Origin of the sequence: Tepidiforma flava, from assembly GCF_027594505.1 — a bacterium.
Lineage (GTDB): Bacteria > Chloroflexota > Dehalococcoidia > Tepidiformales > Tepidiformaceae > Tepidiforma > Tepidiforma flava.
In genome coordinates this window covers 143,379-168,436 of the sequence record NZ_CP115149.1, presented here as the reverse complement: position 1 = coordinate 168,436, position 25,058 = coordinate 143,379, and the positions used below count along the sequence as shown (strand labels likewise).

The 25,058-nt window shown below is 70.5% G+C and carries 22 protein-coding genes, 4 tRNA genes and 11 pseudogenes; 19 read left to right on the top strand and 18 right to left on the bottom strand.

Annotation, left to right across the window (positions count from 1 at the left end):
* Positions 1-6: 6 nt before the first annotated feature.
* The 6 genes and pseudogenes from fabF to O0235_RS01115 form a co-directional block, all read right to left on the bottom strand.
* A complete protein-coding gene (gene fabF, locus O0235_RS01140; protein ID WP_270056766.1) occupies positions 7-1,245 on the bottom strand; it encodes a beta-ketoacyl-ACP synthase II in 1,239 nt (412 codons plus the stop codon).
* On the bottom strand, positions 1,242-2,231 hold the full coding sequence (gene fabD / locus O0235_RS01135) for an ACP S-malonyltransferase (RefSeq protein WP_270056765.1): 990 nt from the start codon (positions 2,229-2,231) through the stop codon (positions 1,242-1,244). The genes fabF and fabD overlap by 4 nt, the downstream gene beginning before the upstream one ends.
* 99 nt (positions 2,232-2,330) lie before the next feature.
* A pseudogene (gene priA / locus O0235_RS01130) lies at positions 2,331-3,251 on the bottom strand (replication restart helicase PriA); the annotation flags it as partial.
* Positions 3,252-3,375: 124 nt separating this feature from the next.
* On the bottom strand, positions 3,376-4,128 hold the full coding sequence (locus O0235_RS01125; protein WP_270056764.1) for a DEAD/DEAH box helicase: 753 nt from the start codon (positions 4,126-4,128) through the stop codon (positions 3,376-3,378).
* Positions 4,101-4,802, bottom strand: coding sequence for a primosomal protein N' family DNA-binding protein (locus O0235_RS01120; protein ID WP_270056763.1), 702 nt, complete (start codon positions 4,800-4,802; stop codon positions 4,101-4,103). The genes O0235_RS01125 and O0235_RS01120 overlap by 28 nt, the downstream gene beginning before the upstream one ends.
* Before the next feature lie 107 nt (positions 4,803-4,909).
* Entirely contained in the window at positions 4,910-6,073 is a 1,164-nt protein-coding gene (locus O0235_RS01115; RefSeq protein WP_270056762.1) for an MFS transporter, read from the bottom strand.
* 99 nt (positions 6,074-6,172) lie between these two features.
* Between O0235_RS01115 and O0235_RS01110 the strand changes: the two genes are divergently transcribed.
* The 3 genes and pseudogenes from O0235_RS01110 (at position 6,173) to O0235_RS01100 (ending at position 7,858) form a co-directional block, all read left to right on the top strand.
* A complete protein-coding gene (locus tag O0235_RS01110; protein ID WP_270056761.1) occupies positions 6,173-7,069 on the top strand; it encodes an amidohydrolase family protein in 897 nt (298 codons plus the stop codon).
* Between the two features lie 143 nt (positions 7,070-7,212).
* Positions 7,213-7,464: pseudogene (locus O0235_RS15250) on the top strand (DUF5656 family protein); the annotation flags it as partial.
* A 106-nt stretch (positions 7,465-7,570) separates the two neighbouring features.
* The gene (locus tag O0235_RS01100) at positions 7,571-7,858 is read left to right on the top strand and encodes a DUF5656 family protein (RefSeq protein ID WP_270056759.1); all 288 of its coding nucleotides are present in this window, start codon (positions 7,571-7,573) and stop codon (positions 7,856-7,858) included.
* Between the two features lies 1 nt (position 7,859).
* Here O0235_RS01100 and O0235_RS01095 read toward each other — a convergent pair whose 3' ends face one another.
* The gene (locus O0235_RS01095) at positions 7,860-8,024 is read right to left on the bottom strand and encodes a hypothetical protein (RefSeq protein WP_270056758.1); all 165 of its coding nucleotides are present in this window, start codon (positions 8,022-8,024) and stop codon (positions 7,860-7,862) included.
* Between the two features lie 135 nt (positions 8,025-8,159).
* Here O0235_RS01095 and O0235_RS01090 point away from each other — a divergent pair, with 135 nt between their 5' ends.
* From O0235_RS01090 to O0235_RS01080, 3 genes are all read left to right on the top strand, one after another.
* Positions 8,160-8,939: an exodeoxyribonuclease III gene (locus tag O0235_RS01090; protein ID WP_270056757.1), complete on the top strand. Its 780-nt coding sequence runs from the start codon at positions 8,160-8,162 to the stop codon at positions 8,937-8,939.
* A 54-nt stretch (positions 8,940-8,993) separates the two neighbouring features.
* Complete coding sequence (locus tag O0235_RS01085; protein WP_270056756.1) at positions 8,994-10,424, top strand: MFS transporter; 1,431 nt, start codon at positions 8,994-8,996, stop codon at positions 10,422-10,424.
* A tRNA-Pro gene (locus tag O0235_RS01080) sits at positions 10,415-10,491 on the top strand. Before O0235_RS01085 ends, O0235_RS01080 begins: the two co-directional genes overlap by 10 nt.
* Positions 10,492-10,502: 11 nt before the next feature.
* Here O0235_RS01080 and O0235_RS15245 read toward each other — a convergent pair.
* The 6 genes and pseudogenes from O0235_RS15245 to O0235_RS01055 all read right to left on the bottom strand — a co-directional run bounded on the left by O0235_RS15245 (position 10,503) and on the right by O0235_RS01055 (position 12,772).
* On the bottom strand, positions 10,503-10,922 hold the full coding sequence (locus O0235_RS15245) for a Zn-ribbon domain-containing OB-fold protein (protein WP_373324398.1): 420 nt from the start codon (positions 10,920-10,922) through the stop codon (positions 10,503-10,505).
* Positions 10,923-10,931: 9 nt separating this feature from the next.
* Positions 10,932-12,107: pseudogene (locus tag O0235_RS01075) on the bottom strand (thiolase family protein); the annotation flags it as partial.
* Between the two features lie 115 nt (positions 12,108-12,222).
* Positions 12,223-12,296: transfer RNA gene (locus tag O0235_RS01070), tRNA-Cys, on the bottom strand.
* A 15-nt stretch (positions 12,297-12,311) separates the two neighbouring features.
* Positions 12,312-12,396: transfer RNA gene (locus tag O0235_RS01065), tRNA-Leu, on the bottom strand.
* Positions 12,397-12,465: 69 nt separating this feature from the next.
* A tRNA-Trp gene (locus tag O0235_RS01060) sits at positions 12,466-12,541 on the bottom strand.
* A 48-nt stretch (positions 12,542-12,589) separates the two neighbouring features.
* Positions 12,590-12,772: a hypothetical protein gene (locus O0235_RS01055; protein WP_270056754.1), complete on the bottom strand. Its 183-nt coding sequence runs from the start codon at positions 12,770-12,772 to the stop codon at positions 12,590-12,592.
* 93 nt (positions 12,773-12,865) lie between these two features.
* Between O0235_RS01055 and argF the strand changes: the two genes are divergently transcribed.
* The 12 genes and pseudogenes from argF (at position 12,866) to O0235_RS01005 (ending at position 21,020) form a co-directional block, all read left to right on the top strand.
* The gene (gene argF, locus O0235_RS01050; RefSeq protein WP_270056753.1) at positions 12,866-13,798 is read left to right on the top strand and encodes an ornithine carbamoyltransferase; all 933 of its coding nucleotides are present in this window, start codon (positions 12,866-12,868) and stop codon (positions 13,796-13,798) included.
* 66 nt (positions 13,799-13,864) lie between these two features.
* Positions 13,865-14,122: pseudogene (locus O0235_RS15240) on the top strand (hypothetical protein); the annotation flags it as partial.
* 88 nt (positions 14,123-14,210) lie between these two features.
* Positions 14,211-14,510: pseudogene (locus tag O0235_RS15235) on the top strand (diadenylate cyclase); the annotation flags it as partial.
* 103 nt (positions 14,511-14,613) lie between these two features.
* Positions 14,614-15,642, top strand: a pseudogene (locus O0235_RS01040) (CdaR family protein); the annotation flags it as partial.
* Positions 15,643-15,785: 143 nt separating this feature from the next.
* Positions 15,786-15,944 (top strand): hypothetical protein, encoded by a 159-nt coding sequence (locus O0235_RS15230; protein ID WP_506005447.1) that lies wholly within the window; start codon positions 15,786-15,788, stop codon positions 15,942-15,944.
* A gap of 46 nt (positions 15,945-15,990) precedes the next feature.
* A pseudogene (locus O0235_RS15225) lies at positions 15,991-16,089 on the top strand (GTPase); the annotation flags it as partial.
* Between the two features lie 80 nt (positions 16,090-16,169).
* Positions 16,170-17,282, top strand: a complete 1,113-nt coding sequence (der, locus tag O0235_RS01035) for a ribosome biogenesis GTPase Der (RefSeq protein WP_373324343.1) — start codon at positions 16,170-16,172, stop codon at positions 17,280-17,282.
* Positions 17,170-17,899: pseudogene (locus O0235_RS15220) on the top strand (glycerol-3-phosphate acyltransferase). The gene der and the pseudogene O0235_RS15220 overlap by 113 nt, the downstream one beginning before the upstream one ends.
* The gene (locus O0235_RS01020) at positions 17,899-18,921 is read left to right on the top strand and encodes an NAD(P)H-dependent glycerol-3-phosphate dehydrogenase (protein WP_270056749.1); all 1,023 of its coding nucleotides are present in this window, start codon (positions 17,899-17,901) and stop codon (positions 18,919-18,921) included. The pseudogene O0235_RS15220 and the gene O0235_RS01020 overlap by 1 nt, the downstream one beginning before the upstream one ends.
* Before the next feature lie 13 nt (positions 18,922-18,934).
* Positions 18,935-19,840, top strand: coding sequence for a HEAT repeat domain-containing protein (locus O0235_RS01015; protein WP_308445664.1), 906 nt, complete (start codon positions 18,935-18,937; stop codon positions 19,838-19,840).
* 204 nt (positions 19,841-20,044) lie between these two features.
* Positions 20,045-20,281, top strand: a pseudogene (locus O0235_RS01010) (NUDIX domain-containing protein); the annotation flags it as partial.
* Positions 20,282-20,384: 103 nt separating this feature from the next.
* Complete coding sequence (locus O0235_RS01005; protein ID WP_270057995.1) at positions 20,385-21,020, top strand: GNAT family N-acetyltransferase; 636 nt, start codon at positions 20,385-20,387, stop codon at positions 21,018-21,020.
* On the opposite strand, the gene O0235_RS01000 is transcribed toward O0235_RS01005, so the two are convergent.
* Positions 20,969-21,901: a hypothetical protein gene (locus tag O0235_RS01000; RefSeq protein ID WP_270056748.1), complete on the bottom strand. Its 933-nt coding sequence runs from the start codon at positions 21,899-21,901 to the stop codon at positions 20,969-20,971. The genes O0235_RS01005 and O0235_RS01000 overlap by 52 nt on opposite strands.
* Before the next feature lie 148 nt (positions 21,902-22,049).
* Between O0235_RS01000 and O0235_RS00995 the strand changes: the two are divergent.
* Positions 22,050-22,301 (top strand): annotated as a pseudogene (locus O0235_RS00995) (hypothetical protein); the annotation flags it as partial.
* A gap of 88 nt (positions 22,302-22,389) precedes the next feature.
* On the opposite strand, the gene O0235_RS00990 reads toward O0235_RS00995, so the two are convergent.
* The 4 genes and pseudogenes from O0235_RS00990 to O0235_RS00975 all read right to left on the bottom strand — a co-directional run bounded on the left by O0235_RS00990 (position 22,390) and on the right by O0235_RS00975 (position 25,023).
* Positions 22,390-23,178, bottom strand: a complete 789-nt coding sequence (locus O0235_RS00990) for a cobalamin-binding protein (protein WP_270056746.1) — start codon at positions 23,176-23,178, stop codon at positions 22,390-22,392.
* A 1-nt stretch (position 23,179) separates the two neighbouring features.
* A complete protein-coding gene (purS, locus tag O0235_RS00985) occupies positions 23,180-23,503 on the bottom strand; it encodes a phosphoribosylformylglycinamidine synthase subunit PurS (protein ID WP_270056745.1) in 324 nt (107 codons plus the stop codon).
* A pseudogene (locus O0235_RS00980) lies at positions 23,500-24,353 on the bottom strand (phosphoribosylaminoimidazolesuccinocarboxamide synthase). Before O0235_RS00980 ends, purS begins: the two are co-directional and overlap by 4 nt.
* Before the next feature lie 16 nt (positions 24,354-24,369).
* On the bottom strand, positions 24,370-25,023 hold the full coding sequence (locus tag O0235_RS00975; RefSeq protein WP_270056743.1) for a hypothetical protein: 654 nt from the start codon (positions 25,021-25,023) through the stop codon (positions 24,370-24,372).
* Positions 25,024-25,058 lie beyond the last annotated feature (35 nt).

The window sequence follows — 25,058 nt, the reverse complement described above, 5'->3', positions numbered from 1 at the left end:
CCCCGGTCAGTCGACCTTCCGGAATATCAGGCACGCGTTGTGGCCGCCCAGCCCCACCGACGTCGTCATCGCCACCCGGACGGGCATCTCCCGCGCGACGTTCGGCACGTAGTCGAGGTCGCACTCCGGGTCGGGCGTCGTGTAGTTGATGGTCGGCGCCACCTTCTGGTCGCGGATCGCCATCACACAGGCCAGCGCCTCCACCGACCCGCTGGCGCCCATGCAGTGGCCCGTAATCGGCTTCACCGACGAAATCGCCGCCCGGTACGCCGCCTCGCCCATCACGTCCTTGAAAACCAGCGTCTCCACCCGGTCGTTCAGCGGCGTCCCGCTCCCGTGCGGGTTGATGTAGTCGATCTCCGCCGGGTCGATGCCGGCCTTCCGGATCGCCGCGACCACTGCCCGCTTCAGCCCGCGCCCCGTCTCGTGCAGCGCAATCATGTCGTACGCATCGTTCGAGGCCCCGTAGCCGATGACTTCGCAGTAGATCCGAGCGCCGCGGGCCTTTGCGTGCTCATACTCCTCGAGCACCATCCCGCACGCCCCTTCACCCGCCACGAAGCCGTCCCGGTTCAGGTCGAACGGCTTGAGCGCCCGCTCCGGGTGCTCGTTGTCGCTCGCCAGCGCCCGCATCGAGCACCACGTCGCGTGGTAGATCGGCAGGAGCACCGCCTCCGAGCTGCCGGTGATGATCGCGTCCGCGTCGCCGCGCCGGATCGTCTCGAAGGCCTCGCCGATGGCGGCAGCGCCGGTTGCGCAGGCGGCGACCGGCGCGAGGTTCGGCCCCCGCGCGCCTGTCGCAATCGCGATGTGGCCGCTCGCCGCATCCGGGATGAAGTTCGCCACGAGGAACGGCGTAATCCGCCGCGGCCCCTTCTCCTCGAGGATGCGCTGGTGCTCGAGGATCATGTCCGTGCCGCCGGCGCCCGACCCGAAGATGACGCCCACCATGTCGGCGTTCTCCTCGGTAATCTCCAGCCCGCTGTCGGCCAGGGCGTCCAGCGCCGCGCCAACCCCAAACGTCACCGACCGGTTCATGTACCGTTGCTGCTTCGGGTCCACCCGGCTGCCCAGCTCGTAGCCCTTCACCTCCGCCTGGATGCGGACCGGGTACGGCTCCGGGTCGAACAGCGTAATCGGGCCGATGCCGCTCCGGCCGGCCAGCATCGCCTGCCAGGTCTCCTCCGCCGTGTGGCCCACCGCCGTCACGGCGCCGACCCCGGTCACCACCACCCGCCGGCTCATCGGGCTGCCGCCTCCACCAGCGCCCACCGCTCGGTCAGCAGCCCCTCGTACTCATCGCTGATCGCCACGCTGTTCACGCTGTAGTCGATCCGCCGCACGAGCTTCGTCAGCACCGACCCCGGCCCGACCTCGAGGAACATATCCGCCCCCTCATCGCGCATCCGCTCGATCGTCTTCTGCCACTGCACACCGTGCGTCAGCTGCTCCTTCAGCTCGTGGCAAACCTCCGCGCCCGTCCGCAGCAGGTCCGCGTTCACGTTCCCAACCAGCGGCCGGATCGGGTCCATCACCTTCACCCGGTCGAGGAGCGCCGCCATGCCTTCGCTCGCCTTCGCCATCAGCGGCGAGTGCGACCCGATCGAAATCGGCAGCCGCACGACGCGCCGCGCCTTGGCTTTCTCCGCCAGCTCCATCGCCAGCTTCAGCGGCTTCAGGTAGCCCGAAATCACGCTCTGGCCCTCGCAGTTGGCGTTCGCGAGCCCGACGTACCCCTCCTTCGAGGCCTCCGCGCAGATTTCGAGCACCTTCTCTTCCGGCAGCCCGAGGATGGAGGCCATCCCGCCGGGGTTCTCCTGCCCCGCCTCCTCCATCAGCCGGCCCCGCGCCTCCACCAGCCGGAGGCCGTCTTCGAACGTGATTGACTCCGCCGCCACCGCCGCCGTGAACTCGCCCATCGAGTGCCCGGCGAACAGGTACGGCTGGAACGGCCGCCCGATCGCCGCCCAGCGCTCCTTCAGCGCCTCCAGCCACGCGATCGATGTGACGAAGCTCGCCGGCTGCTGATTCCGCGTCGATTCCAGCTCCTCTGCCGGGCCCTCCCAGCAGAGCTTCGAGAGATTCCGCTCCAGCAGCTCATCCGCGCGCCGGAACACCTCCCGCGCCGCCCGCGAGACCTGCGCCAGCTTCTCTCCCATGCCAACGTGCTGCGAGCCCTGCCCGGGGAAGATCAGGGCGAGCCGCGACCACGGCTTCAGTTCCTGGTCCATGCCGAACCATCCCTTCGCGCACCGGGCCTGCGGGCCCGGCTGGCATGGCAGGATACCAGCACGGCCTTCAGCGGGCGAAGGTTCGCGCCTTCCAAACCGTCACAGCAGGCTCCCCGGGTCGACGTCGACTGCCCACCGCTCGCCCAGCCGCACCTCCGCCACGAGCGCTGCCGGCCGCCGCCCCCGCAGTAGAATCTGCCACCGGTGCTCGCCCCGCACCCGCGGGATGAACGGCCGCGTCGGCCCGAGGATGTCCGGCTCCGCCCGCCCGGCGGCGTCGCGCAGCACCCGCAGCTCGCTCGCCACCCGGCTGGCTTCCTCCAGCCCCGCCTCGAGGTTCGGGTGCCGGTAGATGAGACGCACGAGCCGGCTGAACGGCGGATAGCCTGCCCGCCGCCGGTGCGCGATTTCGGCCTCGTAGAAGCCGCGGTAATCGTGCGCCGCCGCCGCGACGATTGGCGGCGCCTCCGGCTCATACGTCTGGATGACCACCTGCCCCGGCCGGTCCCGCCGCCCGGCCCGCCCGGCCACCTGGCTCAGCAGCTGGAACGTCCGCTCGGCCGCCCGGTAGTCCGGCAGGCTGAGGCCGACGTCCGCGTCCACCACGCCGACCGTCGTCAGTTTCGGCAGGTCGAGCCCCTTCGCCAGCAGCTGCGTCCCGACCACGATGTCGATCGCGCCCGCCTCCAGCTCTGCCACCATCCGCGCGTGCGCGTCTCTTCCCCGCGCCGTGTCGCTGTCCCAGCGCGCCACCCGCGCGCCGGCGAACACCGCTCGCGCCTCTGCCTCGACCCGCTGCGTGCCCACCCCGAACGGCCGGTAGCGCAGGCTGTCGCACTTCGGGCAGCGGTCCTCCAGCCGGCGCGTCCGCCCGCAATGGTGGCAGCGCAGCATCGCGTGGATCGATGCCTCCTGGTCGAGGCTCATCGCCACCTCGCAGGAGGGGCAGAGCGGCAGGTAGCCGCAATCCCGGCAGAGCACGAACCGCGCCGAGCCGCGCCGGTTGACGAACAGGATCGCCTGCTCCCCGCGGCCAGCGCCTGCCGCACCGCCTGCCGCAGCGCCCGGCTGAACATGCTCCGGTTGCCGGCCCGCAGCTCTTCCCGCATGTCCACCACCTCGACGTCCGGCAGCGCGCCTTCCGTCAGCCCCCGCCGGCCGCCGGCGCCACCCGCGCCTTCAGCTCCGCCCGCGCGATCTGCCCCGTCTCCGCCCGGTGGTACGTCACCACGTCCGGCGTCGCGCTCCCGAGGACGACCCGCGCCCCGGTCAGCTCCCCGAGCCGCAGCGCCACCTCCCGCGCGTGGTAGCGCGGCACCGGGTCGGCCTGCTTGTAGCTCCACTCGTGCTCCTCGTCGAGCACGATGAGCCCCGGCTCCCGCGCCGGCGCGAAGATCGCGCTCCGCGAGCCCAGCACCAGCCGCGCCTCGCCGCGGCGCACCCGGAACCACTGGTCGTACAGCTCCCCGGTTGAGAGCTTCGAATGGAACACCGCCAGCTCATCTCCGAACCGCTCGCCGAACCGCCGAATCGCCTGCGGCGTCAGCGAAATCTCCGGCACCAGCACGATGGCGCCCCGGCCCTCGGCCAGCGTCCGCCGCACGAGGTCGAGGTAGACCTCGGTCTTCCCCGCGCCGGTCACGCCGTGTAGCAGCGTCACCCGGGACGCCCACGCCGTCTCCGCCGCTGCCGCCTGCTCCGGCGTCAGCACCGGCGGCGGGCTGCTCCCGCCCCGGACTGCCGCCGCCGGGTCACGCTCCACCCGCCGCTCGTACCGCCGGATGAGTCCCCGGCCCTCCAGCCGCTCGAGGTGCGCCGGCGCCGCGCCCAGCGCCCGCGCCTCGCTCAGCGGGATATCGCCCGCCTCGCTCAGCCGCGCCAGCAGCCGGCCCTCCACCGACCGCTCGCGCGCTCCAGCAGCGCCGCCGCCTCCTCCCGCGCCCGCCCGGCCGGGACAGCCAGCGCGACCCGCCGCTCGAACTTCGGCCGGCCCGCCGGCCGGGCCAGCCCCTGCGCCACGGTGAGGTGCCCGCTCTCCTGCAGCCGCTGGAGGGTTGCCATCTGCACCTGCCCCACGCCCTCCCGCAGCTCATCCAGCGTCACCTGCCCGTGCTCCGCGAGGAACTGGAGGATCGCCCGGTCCTTCGGGTCGACCGGCAGCAGCGGGGGCACCTCGACCGGCGAGACCATCGTCACCGGCTTCTGTCCGAACCCCGCCGGCAGGAAGCACGCCACGCACTCCCACAGCGGCGCGAGGTACTCCTCCGCCATCCAGCGCGCCAGCTCCGTCCGCGCCGGGTCCAGCAGCGGCTCCGGGTCCATCACCGCGGACACCGGCCGCACAGCCTCGACCTCGCTCCGGTCCGTCACCGCGAGCACGATCCCCTGCACGATGCGCGGCCCGAACGGCGCGAACACCGCCATCCCCGGCTCGACCCGCATGCCCGGCGGGATCGCGTAGGTGAACGGCCGCCGCGCCGGCTGCGTCGTGTGGACTGCCACCTCGGCGAACACGGTCCCCGGCGGCGGCACGTACGCCCCGTCGAACCCGGCCGAATCCCCCTCAGCCATGCCGCAATGGTACCCGGGTCCGCGGCCGGCTCAGCCCGCCGCCTCCGCCTCTGCCTCCCCATGCGCCCCGCGACGGCTGACCGGCTCCGCGACCGCCGCGCCGCGCGTCAGCCACAGGAACGCCGGGATGCCGGCCGCCATGATCGCGCCGCCGAAGAAGAACGCCCCTCCAGCGCGAACAGCGACACCACCGCGCCCGAAAGCAGCGACCCCGCCACGATGCCGATGCCGTTCGACGCCGAACTCAGCCCGAGGACGGTCCCCATCCCGGCACGCCGCCCGGCCACCACCTGGATCGCGCCAGCCGAGACCATCGAGAGCGAGCTCGTCGCCCCCATCGCCAGCAGCACCGCCACCGCAGCGCCATAGTTCGGCACGATGCCGAGGCTCGCCAGCAGCGCCGCGTACGCCGCCAGCCCGCCCGCCACCAGCAGCCGCCGGTCCCGCCGGTCCGCGATGCGGCCGAGGATCGGCTGCGCCAGCCCGCCCGTGATGTCCTGCGTCGCGAACGCGATGCCGATCATGATCGGCGTCGCGCCGATGCCCTGCTCCAGCCGCAGCGCGAGGAAGCTCAGGCTCGCCCCCGCCGCCACCGCCACCATCCCCGCGTGCAGCGTCACCGCCAGCACCACGCGGTCGCTCAGCGCCTCCCGGAACGACCGGTCCGTCCGCTCGACCGTCCCCCCGGCCCGCCGCGTCGCCCGCCGCTCCAGCTCGGCCGGGCTGTGCCGCGGCAGCCACATCGTCAGCACCAGCGCCGAGAGCGCCATCATCGACGCCATCGCAACGAATACCGACCGGAAGCCCAGCACCTCGCGCAGCACGCCAGCCACCAGCGGGCCCGTGCCGAACCCGACGATGTCCGCCGTCGCGAATACCCCCAGCCACCTCCCCTCCTGCCCCCGCGGCGTCAGGTCGCCCACGTACGCCCGCGCCACCGAGAAGATCAGGCTCGTGCCCAGCCCGGAGAACGCCCGGAACGCAATCACCTGGTAGAAACTCTGCGCCGTCAGATACCCCAGCGCCGCCACCAGGTAGACCAGCAGCCCCGCCACGATGAACGGTTTCCGCCCGTACCGGTCCGAGAGCCGCCCCGCGAACGGCCCCACGAACGTCTGCACGATGGCGAAGACCGAAAACGTCAGGCCGAGCCAGATGCCCGTCGCGCCCAGCTCCTCCGCGTACACGGGCAGCAGCGGGCTCACCATCGAAATCCCCATCGTCGCCACGAAGACCGCTACGTAGAGGGCGACGAACGGACGCGATCGCATCCCCACGAGCCTACCCGATCCCTTCCTGAACCGCTCGGTGAGCCTACGCGGGGCCGGGTGCTACACTCGCACGAGCCCCATGCCCCGGTCGGCCAGCCCATGAGAAAAATCTTCGACGTCCACATCCACTTCCCGCGCAACTGGGAGAACCCCGACGAAGACCAGGCCCCGATGGTCGACCGCCTCGCCGACATCGCCGTCCGCGTCGGCATCACGAAGGGCTGCATGCTCACCGGCGGCCGCTTCGGCCCCACCTACGAGCGCGGCATGGAGATCCTCGAAAAGTACCGCGACCTCTTCATCCCGGTCGCCGTCATCGACCCGGAAGAAATCGGCCCCGCCGAGGTCCAGCAGCTCTACGACATGGGCTACCGGGGTCTCAAGCTCATCGGCGTCGCCCGCCCCTACGACGAACCCGACTACCTCCCCACCTATGCGAAGGCCGAACAGCTCGGCATGCCCATCCTCTTCCACATCGGCGTCATCGGCGGCGGCCTCGATTACTCCATTACCCACCCGCGCCGCTCCGCCGCCGCCGCGCAGGCCTACCAGCGCATGATGGCCATGCAGAGCCGCATGCCCCCGCGCAACGTCTCAGCGACGCGCATGTCCCCGCTCCACCTCGATACCATCGCCAACCGCTTCCCGAAGCTCAAAATCATTGGCGCCCACGTCGGCAACCAGGGCAACTACGATTACGCCGCCTCTGTCGCCCGCTGGCGTCACAACGTCTGGTTCGACATGAGCGGCGGCGAAACCATCGAGCGCCACCTCGTCGAACGCAAGCTCCTCGCCGCCAACTCCCGGGGCGAGTTCGGCGTCGAAAAACTCGTCTGGGGCAGCGACTGCGGCATGGACGAAATCGCCGAGCACATCCGCCGCTTCGACGCCATGTACGAGCAGCTCGGCCTCACCGAAGACGAGCAGGAGCGGCTCTGGTGGCGCAACGCCGCCGAAATCTACGGCCTCGAAGAGCCGACCTTCGCCGCGGAGTAGCCTCCTGGCCGTGCACTCCATGCCCACGGCGAACGATGGCGGAACGCTGGCGCGCGTCGTCCTCCTGACCCTCGTCGCGGCCGGCGGCCTCATCGCCTCCGTCACCCTCCGCCCCGAACTCCCTGGCTCCCTGGCTCACCGCCGTGCTCGTCGCCTTCGCCACCGACGGCATCGTCCGCCGCCATCCCGGCTGGTCCGGCGGCCCCGTCGATGCGCTCGTCTACACCTTCCTTCCGGCCCTCGGCGTCCTCGGGTCAGCCCTGTTCATCGACCACGCCGTCGAAGGCTATGCCCGCCCTGCGCTCGCCGCCTTCGCCGCGCTCACCGTCGGCGCCGTCGCCTTCGGCGAATACCAGACCGTCGATGTCCGCGCCCGCCTCTACGGTCCCTTCCGCCTCGTCATGGCGGTCGCCACCTACCTCGTCGCCTTCTCCTTCTACGCCGTCCTCTTCACCCGCGACGACCCCTCCCCTCGCGAGCGCCGCCGTCGGCGCGGCGAGCATGCTCCTCGCCCTCGAACTCCTCCGCGAAAGCCGGCTCACCGGCCCCAGCTCCGTCCTCGTTTCCATCGCCATCGGCATTTCGCTCGCCGAACTCCGCCTCGCGCTCTACTTCTTCCCGCTCGATGGCCTCCTCGCCGGCGCCCTCCTCATCATCGCCTTCTACCTCGCAACCGGCATCGTCCACCACCTCCTCGACCACGACCTCGAATGGGCCACCGCCGCCGAGTACGCCGTCGTTACCATCGTCGCCTCGGCAGCGGTTATCTTCGCCCGCGTCTTCGCCTGACCTACGCGGCAGACTGGCCGGGGCCGTGCGCCGCCGCTGCGGGCCAGCCGGCCACGAGCTGCATCCGCTGGATGCCGTGCGACCGCGCCATGTGCCACTCCAGCCACTTCCGCTCGGCGGCCCCGGCAGCGGCGAACCGCGCCATGCATACCGGACACGTCGTCATAGCTTCGCTCCTTTCTCTGCATAAGTATCGTCCGCTCCGTATGAACGAACCGATCAGGGTGAACCCGTCATCACCGCCCGGCATGTCCCCGAGCCGCGCCTTGCCCGCTGCCCCGGATTCGGGTCAACTTTCGCCGTGGCCGCCCTCACCATCTGCTCCTGGAACGTAAACGGCATCCGCTCCGCCCTCAAAGGCGGCCACCTCCAGGCGTGGCTCCAGACCACCGCGCCGGATATCGCCGGCTTCCAGGAAGTCAAGGCCACCCCTGACCAGCTCGACGGCGAGCCCTGGACCGACCTCGGCTACCGGTCGTGGTGGCACCCGGCCCAGCGGGCCGGCTACAGCGGGGCGCTCCTGCTCTCCAAACCCGAGCCGCTCGAAGTCCGCCTTGGGCTCGGCATCGAACGCTTCGACATCGAAGGGCGGGTCATCCAGGCCGATTACCCGGAGTTCACCCTCCTCACATCCTACTACCCCAACGCCGGCCGTGGCGAGGACCGCCTCGCTTACAAGTTCGAGTTCTACGAAGCCTTCCTCGCCCACGTCAACCACCTCCGCAGCCAGGGCCGCTCCCTCGTCTTCATGGGCGACTTCAACATCGCCCACACCGAAATGGACGTCGCCCGCCCGCAGGAGGCCCTCAAAGGCACCGGCTTCCTCCCCGAAGAGCGCGCCTGGATTACGCGCATCATCGAAAACGGCTACGTCGACACCTTCCGCGCCCTCCATCCCGACCAGCGCGACGCCTACACCTACTGGGACCCGTGGCGCGACCGCCGCGCCCGCAACGTCGGCTGGCGCATCGACTACGTCTTCGTCTCCGAAGACCTCATGCCGCGCGTCCGCCGCGCCTTCATCCAGCCCGAGGTCATGGGCTCCGACCACTGTCCCGTTGGCATCGAACTCGACCTCTGACTCCCAGCTCCCAACTCCTTCCCCTCACCCTCGCGTAAACGTACGATTCCCGGTATGCCCCGCCTCCCCGGCGCCGACACCACCTTCCGCGCCCTCCGCCACCGCAACTACCGGCTCCTCTGGCTCGGCCAAACCGGCCATTCCGCCACGCTCTGGATGGACCAGGTCGCCCGCGCCGTCCTCATCCTCGACCTCACCGATTCCGCGGTCATGCTCTCGCTCGTCATCGCGACCCGCCTCGCGCCCATCCTCCTCTTCGGGCTCATCGCCGGCGCCGTGGCGGACCGCTACGACCGGAAGCGCATCCTGACCGTCACCCAGTGCGCCTCCACCGCCTGCCACCTGTTCATCGGCATCGTCGCCGTCGCCGGCATCGTCGAAGTCTGGCACGTCTTCCTCACCGCGGGCGTCGCCGGCACCGCCATGGCCTTCAACCAGCCCGTCCGCCAGTCGCTCATCCCCCGCACCGTCCCGCCCGAGGACCTGCTCAACGCTGTCGCCCTCAACTCCACCGCGCTCAGCTTCATGCGCATCGGCGGCGGCGCCATCGCCGGCGCCCTCCTCGTCGTCACCTCCGTCGGCGGCGTCTACCTCATCACGGCCGGCATCTACCTCCTCGTCATCCTCACCACCCTCCTCATGCGCTTCGACGATGACGGCACATCCCGCCGCCGGAAGGATTCGGGCCTGTTCGCCGACCTCGCCGAGGGCTTCCGCTACGTTGCCAGCCAGCCGGTGCTGTTCGTCGTCACCGGCCTCTCCCTCATCCTGTTCATCTTCGGCTTCCCCTATCAGCAGGTCTTCGTCCCCCTCCTCGCGAAGAAAACACTCGACCTCGGCGATTCCGGGGTCGGCTTCCTTGCCGGCGCGACCGGCGTCGGCGCCTTCGCCGGGTCCCTGTTCGTTGCCTGGAAATCGAACATCGCCCGGCCCGGCCTCCAGCTCGCGATCAACATGCTCGTCTTCGGCGCCGCCCTCGTCGCCATCTCGCTCCAGCAGAACACCTGGCTCACCGCCCTGCTCCTGGCGGTCGCGGGCAGCATGACCGTCACCTACATGGCCTTCACCAACGGTATCCTGCTCTCCAACAGCACGCCGGAGATGCACGGCCGCGTCATGTCGCTGCTCAGCCTCGACAGGGGCCTCATCCCCCTCGGCGCCATCCTCGCCGGCTTCCTCGTGCAGGGCCTCGGCATCCGTCCCGGCCTTTTCACCCTTGGCGCCGCCATCATGGCGATGAGCGGGCTCGTCCTCCTCCTCTTCGGCCGGCGCCTTGCGGACATCCGCTCCGGGGGCGCCGTCCGCGGCCACGTTCCCGCCCCCGAACCGCCCGCCGCAGACACGGCCGGCGGCCGCTCAACCCCGGCCCCGTCCCCTCAGGCCAGTGACCCTGCCTTTGACCCCGCGCGCGCCGCTTCGTATGGTGTAGCGTGGAACGGCGCGCGGACGGCACGCAGCGCCAAGCCCGCCCGGGTCGGGGTGTAGCGCAGCCTGGTAGCGCACTTGAATGGGGTTCAAGAGGTCCCGCGTTCGAATCGCGGCACCCCGACCATCCTCCGCTTCCTACATTGCGGCCGGCCGGAAGTACGGCAGCGTGATCTCCTCCGTCACGTCGTCGAAGACCACCTCGAGCCGCATCCCGATCCGCACCGCGTCCGGGTCGACTTCCACCAGCCGCGACGTCATCCGCGGCCCTTCGTCCAGCTCGACCACCGCAATGACGAACGGCACGTCCGCCTCGAAATCCGGCGACGTCGGCCGCCGCGCCACCGTGTAGCTGTACAGCGTCCCCTTGCCCGAGGCCTCGACCCACTCCAGTCGGTTCGAAAGGCAGCGCGGGCAGTGCGACCGCGGGTAGAAAAACACGTGCCCCGCGTCGCATCGCTGGATGAGCAGCCGGTGCTGCCGCGTCCCGTCCCAGAAGGGCTGCGAAATCGGCGTCGGCACCGGCAGCGGCTCGATGTTCGAACGGTACGTCGGCATCCCGTCATTCCCCCGGAGAATCAGCGAGACCTGCTCGCTCATGAGCCCGCCGTTGCCGTGGACGAACACGGTGTCGCACCGCCGCAGCTGCCGCTCGCCGGCCCGGCCGGTCATCTGCAGGTACGCCTCCGTGATGTGCGACATGCCGCCGGCCATCCCGGCCTGCCCGAAGCTCAGCTGCCCGCCGTGCGTATTCATCGGGAAATCCCCGCGATACGTCAGGTCGTGCTCTTCCACGAACTTCCCGGCCTCGCCCTTTCCGCAGAAGCCCGTATCCTCCAGCGTCAGCAGCACGGTGATCGTGTAGCAGTCGTAGAGCGACGCCAGGTCGATGTCCGAACGCTTCACCCCGGCCATCGCGAACGCCCGGTCGGCTGCCGCCTTGATCGGCGTCTCCGTGAAGCTCGGGTCGTAGGTCACCGAGAGGTGGGTCGTGTTTTCGCCGGCGCCGATGATGTACGCCGGCCGGTGCTTCGCCCGCTTCGCCTTCTCCTTCGACGTCACCACCACCGCAGCGCCCCCGAAGCACGGCATCACGATCTCCAGCATGTGCAGGGGGTCCACGATCACCGGCGAGTTCAGCACATCGTCGATGTCGATCGGGTCGCGGAAGACCGCCTTCGGGTTCGCGGCCGCGTTCGTCCGCTGGTCGACCGCCACCTTCGCCCGCTGCTCATCCGTCAGTCCGTATTCATAGGCGTACCGGTTCGCAATCATCGCGTAGGCATAGTTCTGGCCCACGGCGCCGAATGGATAGTCGAATTCGCCCATCGGCGAGCCCCACGCGCCCATCCGGAACGTCGGGCCGCCGCCCTTCGGATTCTTCGGCCGCGGCAGGGTGTGCACGATGCAGAGCGCGGTTTCGCACAGCCCCAGCTCGATCGCCATCGCCGCCCGGAGGACCGCGCCTGCGCCCGTCGCCCCGCCGAGGTCCACCACTTCGGAGAGGTGCGAACCAATCCCCAGGTACTCCGTCAGGTGGCCCGGCGCGAACAGCCCGCCCGACTCCGCCACATGGCCGGTCATCAGCCCGTCGACGTCATCATGGGTGAAGCCCGCGTCCTCGAGCGCGAGCCGCGCCAGCTCGGCGTACGCCTCCAGCCCCATCCAGGTCCGGTCCGGCCGCCGAACCGGCGCGAACTCGGCGATGCCGACGATCGCCGCCTCGCCGCGCAACCCTCTCATGGGTCGAACCTCCTTCGCGTTTGGAACGCCGGCCGCATCCTACCCGCTCCCGCTCATCAGCGCGATCGGCGCCGGGCAACAAAAAGGCCCCATGGTCGGAGCCTTCGGAGAGGTCTGGAGGCGCCAGCCGGATTCGAACCGGCGGTGAAGGTTTTGCAGACCTCTGCCTTACCACTTGGCCATGGCGCCGGCAATTGTTGCGTTTGGTGCCCAGGGTGAGATTTGAACTCACACGCCTGTACGGCACTGCCCCCTCAAGACAGCGTGTCTGCCATTCCACCACCCGGGCAACGCAATCCACATCCTACGAACCCTCCCCGCCATGCGGCAAGCGCCTGAGGGTCGGCGCCGGGAGACCTGGCAGGGGTGGCAGGACTCGAACCCGCGACACTCGGTTTTGGAGACCGATGCTCTACCAGCTGAGCTACACCCCTGTCCGCCTTCATCGTAGCAAAGCCGGCCCAATGCGGAATCCCCTCCCCTCACGCCGCCCGCGGGTGGCTGCTCAGCGACCCGCACGCCGGGCAGCGCGGCACCCGCGTCACCCGCGGCCGCTCCCCGAACTGGAACCGCGCTCCACACCGGTCGCACTCCAGCTTCCGGAACATCTTCCCCTCGGCAAACTTCGCGGCCCACGTCGGCTGCAGCAGCCTGCGCTCCTCCACGGCGATACCCTCCTGTCATCACTATCGTCACGCGCCCTCAACCGGCGCAGCACCGATCGGACATAAGCCGCCGCGCTTCCTATACTTCCGACGATGCACACGCCCCGCCACCTCCTCAGCTCCGCCGACCTTTCCGCCGACGAAGTTTCCTACCTGCTCGACCTCGCTGCCGCGCTCAAGCGCCGCCCGCAGAAAATCCTGACCGGCAAACACCTCGCCCTCCTCTTCGAAAAAGCCTCCCTCCGCACGCGCGTCAGCTTCGAAATCGCCATGGACCACCTCGGCGCGTTCACTATGTACCTCGACCCCCGCGAGGTCGGCCTCGGCGAACGCGAAGCCATCCGCGATGTCGCGCGCGTCCTCGCGCGCTACGTCGATATCGTCGCCGTCCGCACCTACGGCCAGTCGATCATCGAAGAGTACGCCCGCTTCTCCTCCATTCCCGTCATCAACGCCCTCACCGACGAGGAGCACCCCTGCCAGGCCCTCGCCGACCTCCTCACCCTGCGCGAGCACATGGGCGACCTCCGCGGCCGCTCCCTTGCCTTCGTGGGCGACGGCAACAACGTCTCCACGAGCCTCGTCATCACCGCCGCCGCCCTCGGCATGGACGTTCGCATCGCCTCGCCGCACGGCTACCAGCTCCCCGAATGGGCCATGACCGAAGCCTCCGCCCGTGCCGCCGCCTCCGGCGGAAGCTTCCGCGCCACAACCGACCCCGTCGAAGCCGTGCGCGGCGCCGAAGCCCTCTACACCGACGTCTGGACCTCCATGGGCCAGGAGCGCGAAGCCGAGCGCCGCAAAATCGATTTCGCCGCCTACCAGCTCAACGCCGGGCTCGTCGCCCACGCAAAGCCCGGCGCTTTCATCATGCACGACCTGCCTGCCCACCGCGGTGAAGAAATCACCGACGACGTCTTCGAATCCCCGTCGTCCATCATCTTCGACCAGGCCGAGAACCGCGTCTGGGCCCAGGCGGCCGTCGTCGCCTTCCTCCTCGGCGCCGACCGCCAGGTCGAGCGCTGAACCCGCCGTTCCCCGCCGGCAGCGTATGATGAGGCGGCCCACGCCCCGGGGCCTCCCGCTGCCGCTATGTTCGACCTCGACCACGTCCGCGACGTCCTCGACCAGTTCACGTTTACCAGCGCCGTCGATGTCGTTCTCATCGCCGTCCTGATTTACGCCGCCCTCCGCCTCCTCAGCGGCACCCGCGCGATGACGCAGCTCCGGGGCGTCGTCGCGCTCTTCCTCGTCTTCGTCGTGCTCGGTCGCGTCCTCGACCTCGTCGTCATCAACTTCCTCGTCCAGCACTCCGTCACCGCGCTCCTCGTCGGCGCCGTCATCATCTTCCAGCCCGAAATCCGCCGCGCCCTCGACCGTCTCGGTCGCACCGGCCTCTCCGGCTGGTTCCGCACCGCCGAATACGGCGACGTCATCGATGCCGTCTCCCGCGCTGCCGGCCGGATGGCCGCCGCCCGCCACGGCGGCATCGTCGTCATCGAGCGCGAAACCGGCCTCCAGGACGTCATCGAAACCGGCGTGCCGGTCGATGCCCGCGTCTCCCCGAGCTCCTCACCAGCATCTTCTTCCCCAACTCCCCCTCCACGACATGGCCGTCGTCATCCGCGACCAGCGCGTCGTCGCCGCCGGCTGCGTCCTCCCGCTCGCCTCCGACCCCGCCGACCGCAACCTCGGCACCCGTCACCGCGCGGCGCTCGGCATCACCGAAACCACCGATGCTCTTGCCGTCGTCGTCTCCGAAGAGACCGGCGAAATCAGCGTCGCCCTCAACGGCCGGCTCACCCCGTCCCCGATGAACGCCGCCTCCGGGCCGTCCTCGAATGGGTCCTCGAACCCGATGGGGCCGCCGTCCCCTCCCCCGCCGAGGTGCGCGCGTGAACGGCAACCACCGCCGCCCGTCCCGCCGCCAGGCCGCCCGCCAGGTCCTCGCCGGCTCCGCCCGGTCGCTCCGCGAACACTGGGCCCAGGCCACGTTCAGCCTTCTCGCCGCCTTCGCCATCTGGTTCGTCGTCCAGGACGTGGAAAACCCCCGCGTCTCGGTCACCTTCCCCGAAGAAGGCCAGCCCGCCTCCATCGTCGTCACCGCCGAAAACGCCGGGCCCTACATCGTCCGCGAAAGCCACTCCGTCCGCGTCATCGCCGAAGGACGCGCCGACGACCTCGCCGCCCTCGCGCCGTCCGACTTCGACGCCCGCGTCGACGTCCGCGGCATGCAGCCCGGCGTCGAAGAATTCCGCCAGGTCCGCGTCACCTCCCGCCGGCCCGGCATCCGCGTCCTCCAGGTCATCCCCTCGCAGGTCCGCATCACCCTCGTCGAACCCGCCACCCGCGAAGTGCCGGTCACCATCCGCCGCTCCGGCCAGCTCCCCGCCGGTTTCCGCGAGGACGAATCCGGCACGACCGTCGAGCCCGCCGTCGTTACCATCTCCGGCCTCCCCGAGCGCGTCCAGGCCGTCCAGTCCGTCGACCTCGACGTCAACCTCAGCGGCGTCAAGGACCAGGCCTACGTCGTCACCGGCGAACTCGTCGCCCGGTCCGCCACCGGAACCGTCGAGACTGTCGCCATCTCGCCGCCGCGGGCCACGGCCACCATCCGCATCGTGCAAGCCTTCGTCCAGCGCTCCATCCCGGTCCTCGTCGACCTCAGCGGCGCACCGGCCGTCGGCTACCGCGTCGCCTCCATCACCATCGACCCGCCTGCCGTCACCGTCTCCGGCGAGCGCGCCGTCGTGAACGAGCTGAACGCCGTGACCGCCGAGAAGGTCGACGTCACCGGGGCCCGCACCGAGCTCCGCCTCGTCCGCAACCTCGTCGCCATCCCGAATGTCTCCCTCGACCGCCGCACCGTCACCGTCACCATCAAGTTCGAACCCGTCGAATCAGCCGCGAGCCTCCTCGTCGCTCCCGAGCTCCAAAACCTGCCCCCGGGCTCGCCCGCGACCCGGCGCGGCCGCTCGCCCTCGAAGTCCGCGTCAGCGGCCCCGCCGACCTCGTGTCGGCGCTCCGCCCTTCCGATATCAAGGCCGCGGTCTCCCTCACCGGTGCCACAGCCGGCACCGCAGCCTATCCTGTATCTGTGACCGGTCCCTCTGGACTCAAACTCGAAGCCCCATCGACGGTCACCGTCACCCTCATCCAGGTGCTCCCGTGACCGCAACCGACATCCTCCCCGCGTCGTCATCGTCGGCCGCCCGAACGTGGGCAAGTCGTCGATCTTCAACCGCGTCGTCGGAGAACGCCGCGCCATCGTCGAAGACGAGCCCGGCACCACCCGTGACCGCCTCGAAGCCGACGTCGAATGGCTCGACCGCCGCTTCCGCATCATCGACACCGGCGGCTACGAGACCAACGAACAGAACGTCTACGCCCCCTCATCATGGGGCAGGTCCAGCAGGCCATCGATACGGCTGCGGTCGTCATCTTCGTCGTGGACGCCCGCGACGGCCTCACCGCGAGCGACTACGACATGGCCGATGTCGTCCGCCGCGCCCAAAAACCCACCATCCTCGTTGCCAACAAGGCTGACAACGAGGCGCGCGAACTCGCCGGCATCGCCGAGGCGTCCGCGCTCGGCTTCGGCGAACCGCTCCCTGTCAGCGCCCTCCACGACGTAAACGTCCGCACCATGCTCGACATGGTCGTGGCCCTCTTGCCGGAGATCCCGCTCGTCCCCGAATCGGACCGCACCCGCGTCGCTATCATCGGCCGCCCTAACGTCGGCAAGTCGATGCTTGTCAACGCCATCCTCGGCCAGGAGCGGGTCATCGTCAGCGACGTCGCCGGCACCACCCGCGACGCCATCGACACCGAAATCGACACGCCGGAAGGCTCCTTCGTCCTCATCGATACCGCCGGTGTCCGCCGCCCCGGCAAGCTCGGCAAGGGCGTCGAACGCCACTCCGTCCTCCGCACCACCCGCGCCGTGGAGCGCTGCGATGTCGCCGTCCTCGTCGTCGACGGCAGCGAAGGCGTCACCGCCCAGGACACCCACATCGCCGGCATCGCCGTCGAGAACGCGAAAGGCCTCGTCATCGCCGTCAACAAGACCGACCTCTGGGAGGACCCGGCCGAGCGCAAAGCCTGGGCCGAGCGCCAGATGCGCAGCCGCATCCGCTTCGTGCCCTGGGCCCTCTACACCTTCATTTCCGCGCTCGAACGGCGCGGCCTTCCCGAGCTGCTCCGCCTCGTGCAGGCAGCCCGGGAGGCCCGCCGCCGCCGCATCCCGACGCCCGAATTGAACGCTATCCTCTCCCGCGCCGTCCGCGAGCACGTCCCGCCGCTCGTCCACAACCGGCGCTTCAAACTCTTCTACGCCACCCAGGCCGGCATCGACCCGCCAACCTTCGTCCTCTTCGTGAACGACCCCGAGCTCGTCCATTTCAGCTACCGCCGCTACCTCGAACGCGCCATCCGCGAGGCCGCCGATTTCGAAGGCACCGCCATCAAGCTGGTCTTCAGAGCCCGTTCGGGCGAAGATTCCGCTTCGTGATCCCCTACGTCGTCAACGCCCTCTTCGGTTACCTCCTCGGCTCCCTCCCTGGGGCCTCATCGTCGGCTACCTCTGGCTCGGCCGCGATATCCGCGAATCCGGCAGCGGCAAGACCGGCACCACCAACGTCCTCCGCACCGCCGGCAAAATTCCCGCCGCCATCGTCATGGTCCTCGATATCGCCAAGGGCGCCGTCCCGGCCCTCGTCGGCCGTTACCTCTTCGATTCCAACGAAGTCGCGGCGGTCGGCGCCGGCGCGGCAATCGTCGGCCACGTCTGGCCCGTCTTCGCCGGGTTCCGGGGGCCGCGGCGTCGCCAGCACCTACGGCGGCATCCTCGGCCTCGCCCCGCTCATCTCGCTCTTCTTCCCGCTCATCGGCGCCGTCCTCGTCGGCGCGACCCGCTACGTCTCCTTCATGTCCGTCGTGGGCGTGCCGATCTGCGCGGCGATCATCTGCGGCCTCGCCATCGCCGGGAAGACCGACCCGGCCTTCGCCTGGTACAGCCTCTTCGCCACTGCCCTCGTCGAATACAAGCACATCCCCAATATCCGGCGCCTCCTGAACGGCACCGAACCGCGCATCGGCCAGGGCGGCGACCGGCCCGCCACCGGCTGATGTCCGCCTACGCCGTCCTCGGCGCCACCTCCTGGGGCGTCACCCTCGCCGCCCTCCTCGAACGCGCTGGCAGCGATGTCATCCTCGTCGTCCGCTCGGAACTCGAAGCCCACGCCGTCCGCGCCGCCGGCGGCCTGGAGCGCCTCGGGGCCGGCCGCGTCCTCGGCCCCCGCGTTCACGTCCATCCCGCGCCGCTCACCCCCGGGCACGCAGCCTCCCTCGCCGGCGCGCTCGTCGCCGTCCCCTCGCACGCCGTCCGCGAAAGCGTCCTCGCCAGCGGCCTCCCCGCGACGGTTCCCGTCGTCTCCGCCACCAAGGGCCTCGACCTCGAGACCTCCAGCCGCATGACCGCCCTCCTCGCCGCGCTCGGCTTCGACCCGGCCCGTACGGGCGCCCTCTCCGGTCCGAACCTCGCCCACGAAATCATCCGCGGCCTGCCCGCCGCCGCCGTCGTCGCCGTCCCCGACCCCGACCTCGGCCTCGCGTGGCAGCACGCCCTCTCCCACGGCGCCTTCCGCGTCTACGCTTCCACCGACGTCGTCGGGGTCGAGCTCGCCGGCGCCCTGAAGAACGTCATCGCCATCGCTGCCGGCGCGGCATGGGGGCTCGGCTTCGGCGCCAACGCCGTCGCCGCCATCATGACCCGCGGCCTCGCCGAGATGACGCGTCTCGGGCTCGCCCTCGGTGCCGAACTCGCCACCTTCAACGGCCTCGCCGGCGTCGGCGACCTCGCCGCGACCTGCTTCTCCCCGCTCAGCCGCAACCGCCGCTTCGGCGAACTCCTCGCCGCCGGCCGCTCCCCGCCGAGGCCGCCGCCGAAATCGGCGAAACGGTCGAAGGGGCCCGCACCGCGCCCGTCGCCCTCCGCATGGCCGCCGCTGCCGGCGTCGAGCTCCCCATCACCGCCGAGGTCGCGGCCGTCATCGGCGGCGCCCGCACCGTCCCCGAGGCGATGCTTCGCCTCCTCGGCCGTCCGCTCGCCCGCGAAGAACTCCCCGCCGGTGATGCTACGATCACGGTGATGCCCTCCCCGGGATTCAGCGCTTCCTCGACGCCGTCGCCGCCGGCACCCGGCCCCGGCCCGCGGAGTTCGCCGCCCTCTCCGACCTCGACCGCGCCGATGCCGCCTACCTCCGCGAGCGCTGGCTCGACATCCCCCTCCCGGAGCGCGAATTCCTCCTCGACGAAGCCTACGAACTCGCCGATGAAGACCTCGCCCTCGACTTCACCGCCCTCGGCCGCGTCGGCCTCGCGGACCCCGAGCCGTCCGTCCGCCTCCGCGCCATCCAGGCCCTCTGGGAATCGCTCGACCCGGCCGCCGGCGACCTCCTCGTCACCCTCGTCGAAACCGAGCGCGACCTCGATGTCCGCGCCGCCGCCGCCCGCAGCCTCCTCCGCTTCCTCGAAGCCGCCGAATACGGCCGTCTCGATGAGCGCACCGCCCGGCGCATGACCGCCGCCCTCCTCGAGGCTGCAGCATCCAGCGTGGAAGGCCTCCGCGCTGCTGCGGTCGAGGCGCTCGGCCCCAGCGGCGACCCCCGCGTCCCCGCCGTCATCGAAGCCGCCTACGAAAGCGGCCAGCCCGCCCTCCGCCTCGCCGCCATCCGCGCCATGGGCTATTCCGCGCGCGAAGAATGGGCCGAGTACATCGCCGAACAGCTCGCCGCCGATGACCCCGAAATGCGCTTCGAGGCCGCCCTCGCCGCCGGCGCGCTCGGCTCCGAAGAGCTCGTCCCCGCGCTCGGCGAAGCGCTCAGCGACGACGATGCTGAGGTGCTCTTCGCCGTCATCGAAGCCCTCGGCGACATCGGCGGCGACGAGGGCGTCGAACTCCTCGAATCCTACCGCGACGAAGCGCCGCCCGGCCTCGAAGACGCCGTCGAAGCTGCCCTCGAGGCCGCGCGCGGCATCCAGTTCCGCCGCTTCGGAGAGCTCCCGTGACCTCCCGCTCGCGCCTCCCCATCGAAGACGTCGTCTCCGCCGGCGGCATCCCCGGCGCCGCACCGAAACCGGTGACGTCCAGGTCGCCATCTGCGGCCGCCGCGCCGAGCGCCTCTGGGTGCTCCCCAAGGGCACACCGGATGAGGGGAACCCCTCGAAGAAACGGCCCTCCGCGAAGTCCGCGAAGAAACCGGCCTCGACGTCCGCCTCGGCGAACCGATCGGCAGCATCGAGTACTGGTTCACCGCCAACGGCACCCGCTATCACAAGCGCGTCCACCACTGGCTGATGGAGCCCGTCGGCGGCGACGTCGCTAACCACGACCATGAGTTCGACGAAGTCCGCTGGGTGACCATCCCCGAGGCCCTCGAACTCCTCACCTACGAGGGCGAGCGGAACCTCCTCCGCGAAGCCGCCCGGCGTCTCGGGGTCGAGGTGTGACGCTCGAGACGCCGCCAGCCGGCGACGCTGCCCTCGTCGTCGCCCGCGGCCGGAACGTCCTCCTCCGCCGCCGCCGCCGCAGCGACGCCATCGACGAGTACCACTGGCGGCGCGACCCGGAAACCGCCCGCCTCAACGGCCAGGCGCCCGTCCCCCCTCGTTCGCCCGCTTCCTCGAGACCTTCGAACAGGAAACCCGCCTCGCCGGCTACGGCCGCGACCAGCTCGCCATCGATACCATCGCCGGCGAACACATCGGCACCGTCATGTACTACAACGGTGAAGCCGGCGATTCGGCCGAGCTCGGGATCACCATCGGCGATGCCCGCCGCCGCGGCGCCGGTTTCGGCCGCGAAGCCGTCGTCCTGTTCCTCCGCTACCTCTTCGCCGCCCACCCGTTCCGCGAAATCTACCTCCATACGCTCGAAGCCAACGTGCCCGCCCGCCGCGCCTTTGCCGCCGCCGGCTTCAGCCCCACGGTGGCCGTCCTCCGCGGGGCCGACCGCTACCTCCGCATGGAAGTCCGCCGTGAGTGGTGGCTCCTCTGGGACATGGAAGGCCGCTTCGCCTTCGCCGACCCGCCCCTGCGCCGCCCGGCGGCGACAACCCGCCGTTCACGCCGCTGTCACCCGGGGAATAGCCGCTTCATCACCCCCGGATCTGGGCGCGCTTCCCTGCCTGCCGACCTTCAAGGTAGGGCACGCGCCCCGAACGGCGCTCGGTGCCACGCAGGTAGGTGATATGGAGCACCCATTCCCCCGACCTCCGGGAGCCTCGCCATGCAGCCGGAGTACGCCGAGGAACCGCGCCAGCAGCCGCCGCGCCAGGCCCCCAGCCACCTGCGCGCCTCCCCTCGCTTCCTGAGGCCCCCGACCACATCTACGAACTGGGCCTCCCCGAGCGCTTCATCGAAGACCTCACCCTGAAGACCCTCTACCGCATTACCGTCCCCACGCCCGTCGGCATCGCGAACGCGATGCGCGTCTCTCCCGGCGTCGCCCGCGAGGCCCTCGACGAACTCCGCCGCCAGCGCCTCGTCGAAACGACCTCCGCCTCCGGCCGCCTCGAAACCGAATGGCAGTACCGCCTCACCGAACTCGGCATGCGCGAGGCCGAAAACGCCTTCGGCCGCAGCAAGTATGTCGGCCCCGTGCCCGTCCCCATTCAGGACTACTTCCGCGTCCTCGAACGCGACACCGAAATCGGCGCCCCCGACCCCGTCCGCCTCGCCCGCGCCCTCCAGCAGCTCGTCCTCGCCCGCGACGTCGTCGCCAAAGTCTGCCTCGCGCTCACCAGCGGCCGCCCCGCCATGCTCTGGGGTGCCCCCGGCAACGGCAAGACGACCATCCTCGAACTCACCAGCGAGGCCATCCAGGGCGTCACCCTCATGCCCATGGCTGTCTACGTCAGCGGCCACATCATCCGCCTCTACGACGACCTCGTGCACCAGCCGGTCGAAGGCGATGACACCGCCGACGCTACCTCCCAGTTCGACCGCCGCTGGCTCCGCATCCGCCGGCCCTTCGTCTTCGTCGGCGGCGAACTCCGCCCGGAGGACCTCGACCTCGCCTACGACCCGGCCCTCGGCTACCACCAGGCCCCGGCCCACGTGAAGGCCCACGGCGGCCTCCTCGCCATCGACGACTTCGGCCGCCAGCAGGTCTCCCCCACGCCCTTCTCAACCGCTGGATCGCCGCCCTCGAACGCGGTGAAGACACCATGTCGCTCGTCACCGGCGAGCGCATCACCTTCCCCTTCCGCTCGACCATCTGCTTCAGCACCAACCTCGAGCCGAAGGCGATGCTCGAAGAGGCGCACCTCCGCCGCATCCCGTACAAAATCCGCATCCCCGAACCGACCCCCGAGCAGATGGCCGAAATCTTCCGGCGCTTCGCCGATGCGATGGGCGTCGAAGCCAGCCCCAGGGTATCGAAGTCGCCGTCGAACTCGTCCGCCGCGCCTCGAACGGCAACCTCCGCAGCTGCCACCCGCGCGACATCCTCCAGCTCATCATCGAAGAATCCCGCTTCGTGAAACGTCCGCCCGTGCTCGAGCCCGGCGCCGCCCGCCGCGCCTGCGAGGTCTACTTCGCCGTCGACCCGGGCCCGGTCACGCCGCGCCAGTAACCCCGTCGAGCACTGCCGCGAGCTGCCGCGCCCCGTGCAGCAGGCTCGGCCCCGGCGCCAGGATGTCCGGCGACTTGATTTCGTGCAGCCGGCCGTCGCGCACCGCGCTCACGCGCTCCCAGCCCGGCCGCGCCGCAATCCGCTCGAGCCGCGCCTTCTTCCCGCACCAGCTCGCGATGATGATCTCCGGGTCGCGCCGCGCCACCTCCGCCGGGTCTACCACCCGCTGCCGCGCCGCCCGGCACCCGCGCAGCTCCGGGAAGATGTCCTCCCCGCCGCACCGCTCGATGAGCTCGCTCACCCACGCGATGCCTGAGATCAGCGGGTCGTCCCATTCCTCGAAGTACACCCGCGGCCGCCGCTCCGGCCGGGTCGGCCGCGCCGCAACCGCCTCCAGCGCTGCCTCGAACTGCGCCGCCAGCGCCTCCCCCGCCGCCGGCTCGCCGCACGCCGCCCCGATCAGCCGCATCGCTTGCGCCGTCTCTGCGAGCGTCCGCTGGTTCGTGATGAGCACCGCCACGCCGGCCCGGATGAGCTCCCGCGCAATCTCCGCCTGCAGGTCGCTGAACCCCAGCACGAGGTCCGGCTCGAGCGCCGGGATCCGCTCGACGTGCGCCGTCTGGAAAGCCGCGACCTTCGGCTTCTTCCGCGCCTCCGGCGGCCGGATGGCGTAGCCGCTCACCCCAACGACCCGGTCGCCGGCCCCAACCGCGAATGCGATTTCCGTCGTCTCCGCCGTCAGGCAGACGATCCGCTGCGGCCCGCCGGCCATCTCACGCCTTCTCGAGCTCGAACTCGTACGTCTCGATGACCGGGTTCGCCAGCAGCCGGCTGCACATCTGGTCCACCTGCTCGGCCGCAGCCTTCGCGTCCGCTGCCCGGAGCCGCACCTGGAAGTACTTGCCCGACCGCACGCCTTCGACGCCATCGAACCCGAGCGACCCGAGCGCATTCGCGATGGTCAGCCCCTCCGGGTCGTTCACGGTCGGTTTGAGCGCCACGTACACACGCGCGAGGAACCCCTTCGCCTCGCCCGCCTCCTTCCTGGCCTTTTTCTCGGCCTTCTCCGCCTTCGACTTCCCGTCTTTCTTGCTCACAGCGAAAGCTCCTCTCCAGTCAGCATCCGGTACGCACGGCGGTACCGTTCCGTTGTCGCTTCGACGACGTCGCGCGGCAGCTCCGGGACCGGTTCGCCATCCCGCCAGTTCGCCGCCAGCCAGTCCCGCACCGGCTGCTTGTCGAGGCTCGGCTGCGGCCCGCCGGGCCGGTACTCCTCGGCGAGCCAGAACCGGCTGCTGTCCGGCGTCAGCACCTCGTCGATGAGGATGACCTCCTCGTTCCACCAGCCGAACTCCAGCTTCGTATCGGCGATGATGATCCCCCGCTCCAGCGCCACCGTGTGCGCATACCCGTAGACGGCCATCGTCCGTATCCGCATCGCGTTCGCCGCTTCGGGGCCGACCAGCTCCTCCAGCTCCGAATAGGTGATGTTCCGGTCGTGCCCCTCCGCCGCCTTGGTGCTCGGCGTGAAAATCGGCTCCGGCAGCCGGTCCGACTCGCGCAGCCCCTCAGGCAGCGGGATGCCGCACACCGTCCCCGTCGCCCGGTACTCCTTCCAGCCCGAACCCGAGAGGTACCCCGGGCGATGCACTCCGCGTCCAGCCGTTTCGCCTTCCGCACCAGCATCGACCGCCCGAAGTACTCCGGCCCCAGCTCGAACGGCACCTCGCGGCGGTTCGCCTCCGTCACCACCGCGATGAAGTGGTTCGGCACCACGGCGCCGATGCGCTCGAACCACCACGCCGAGAGCATCGTCAGCACCTTCCCCTTCCCCGGGATTGGGGTCGGCAGCACCACGTCCAGCGCCGAAATCCGGTCCGTCGCCACGATCAGCAGCCGGTCGCCGAGGTCGTACGTATCGCGCACCTTCCCCGGTACACCGGCCACGGCAGCTCCGAGCGGATCATCGTTTCGGCCACGGCTGCGCTCCCTCCAGGTTGAGGTAGAACACCGTCGTCGTCGCGGAGGTGAACGCCACCAGCGGAATCGTCAGGATGCCCTGCAGCACCGAGACGCCCGCCTGCAGCGCGACCTGCGCCCCGCGCGGCCCCGCCACCAGCGCGTCGAGCGCCTGGATGAGCAGGGCGGGCCCGAGGAAGATGAGCAGCGTCAGCAGCATCACTCCCAGCATGCGCAGCATGTGCCCCTGCATCAATGCCCAGCTCCGGCCGAATGCGCCGAACGGCGATCGCCCCTCCAGCAGGAACGCCTGGTGCGTCAGCGCCAGCCGCACCGCGATGTACGGCAGCAGCACCAGCCCGATGAGCGTCAGCGCCAGCCCGGCCGTCACCGCCAGCAAGATGATGAGAATCGCCAGCAGCCCGCCCATCCGCGTGAACGGCGGGTCCAGCGCCTCGCTCAGCGTCAGCCGTTCGCCTCGCAGCAGCCCCGCGATCGACACGATCGCCGCCCCGTGGGCCACCTGCGCGAACAGCGCCTGCGCGGCCGCAGTGATCAGGATGAGGAGCAGGTAGCCGCGGTCGTCGGTCCCGAGTTCGACGTCGCGCAGCACCGTCAGGAGCGCAACCGCCGTCACCCCGGCCGTCAGGACGGCCACCGGGATTTCGACCGCCGCAACCGGCAGCAGCGCCT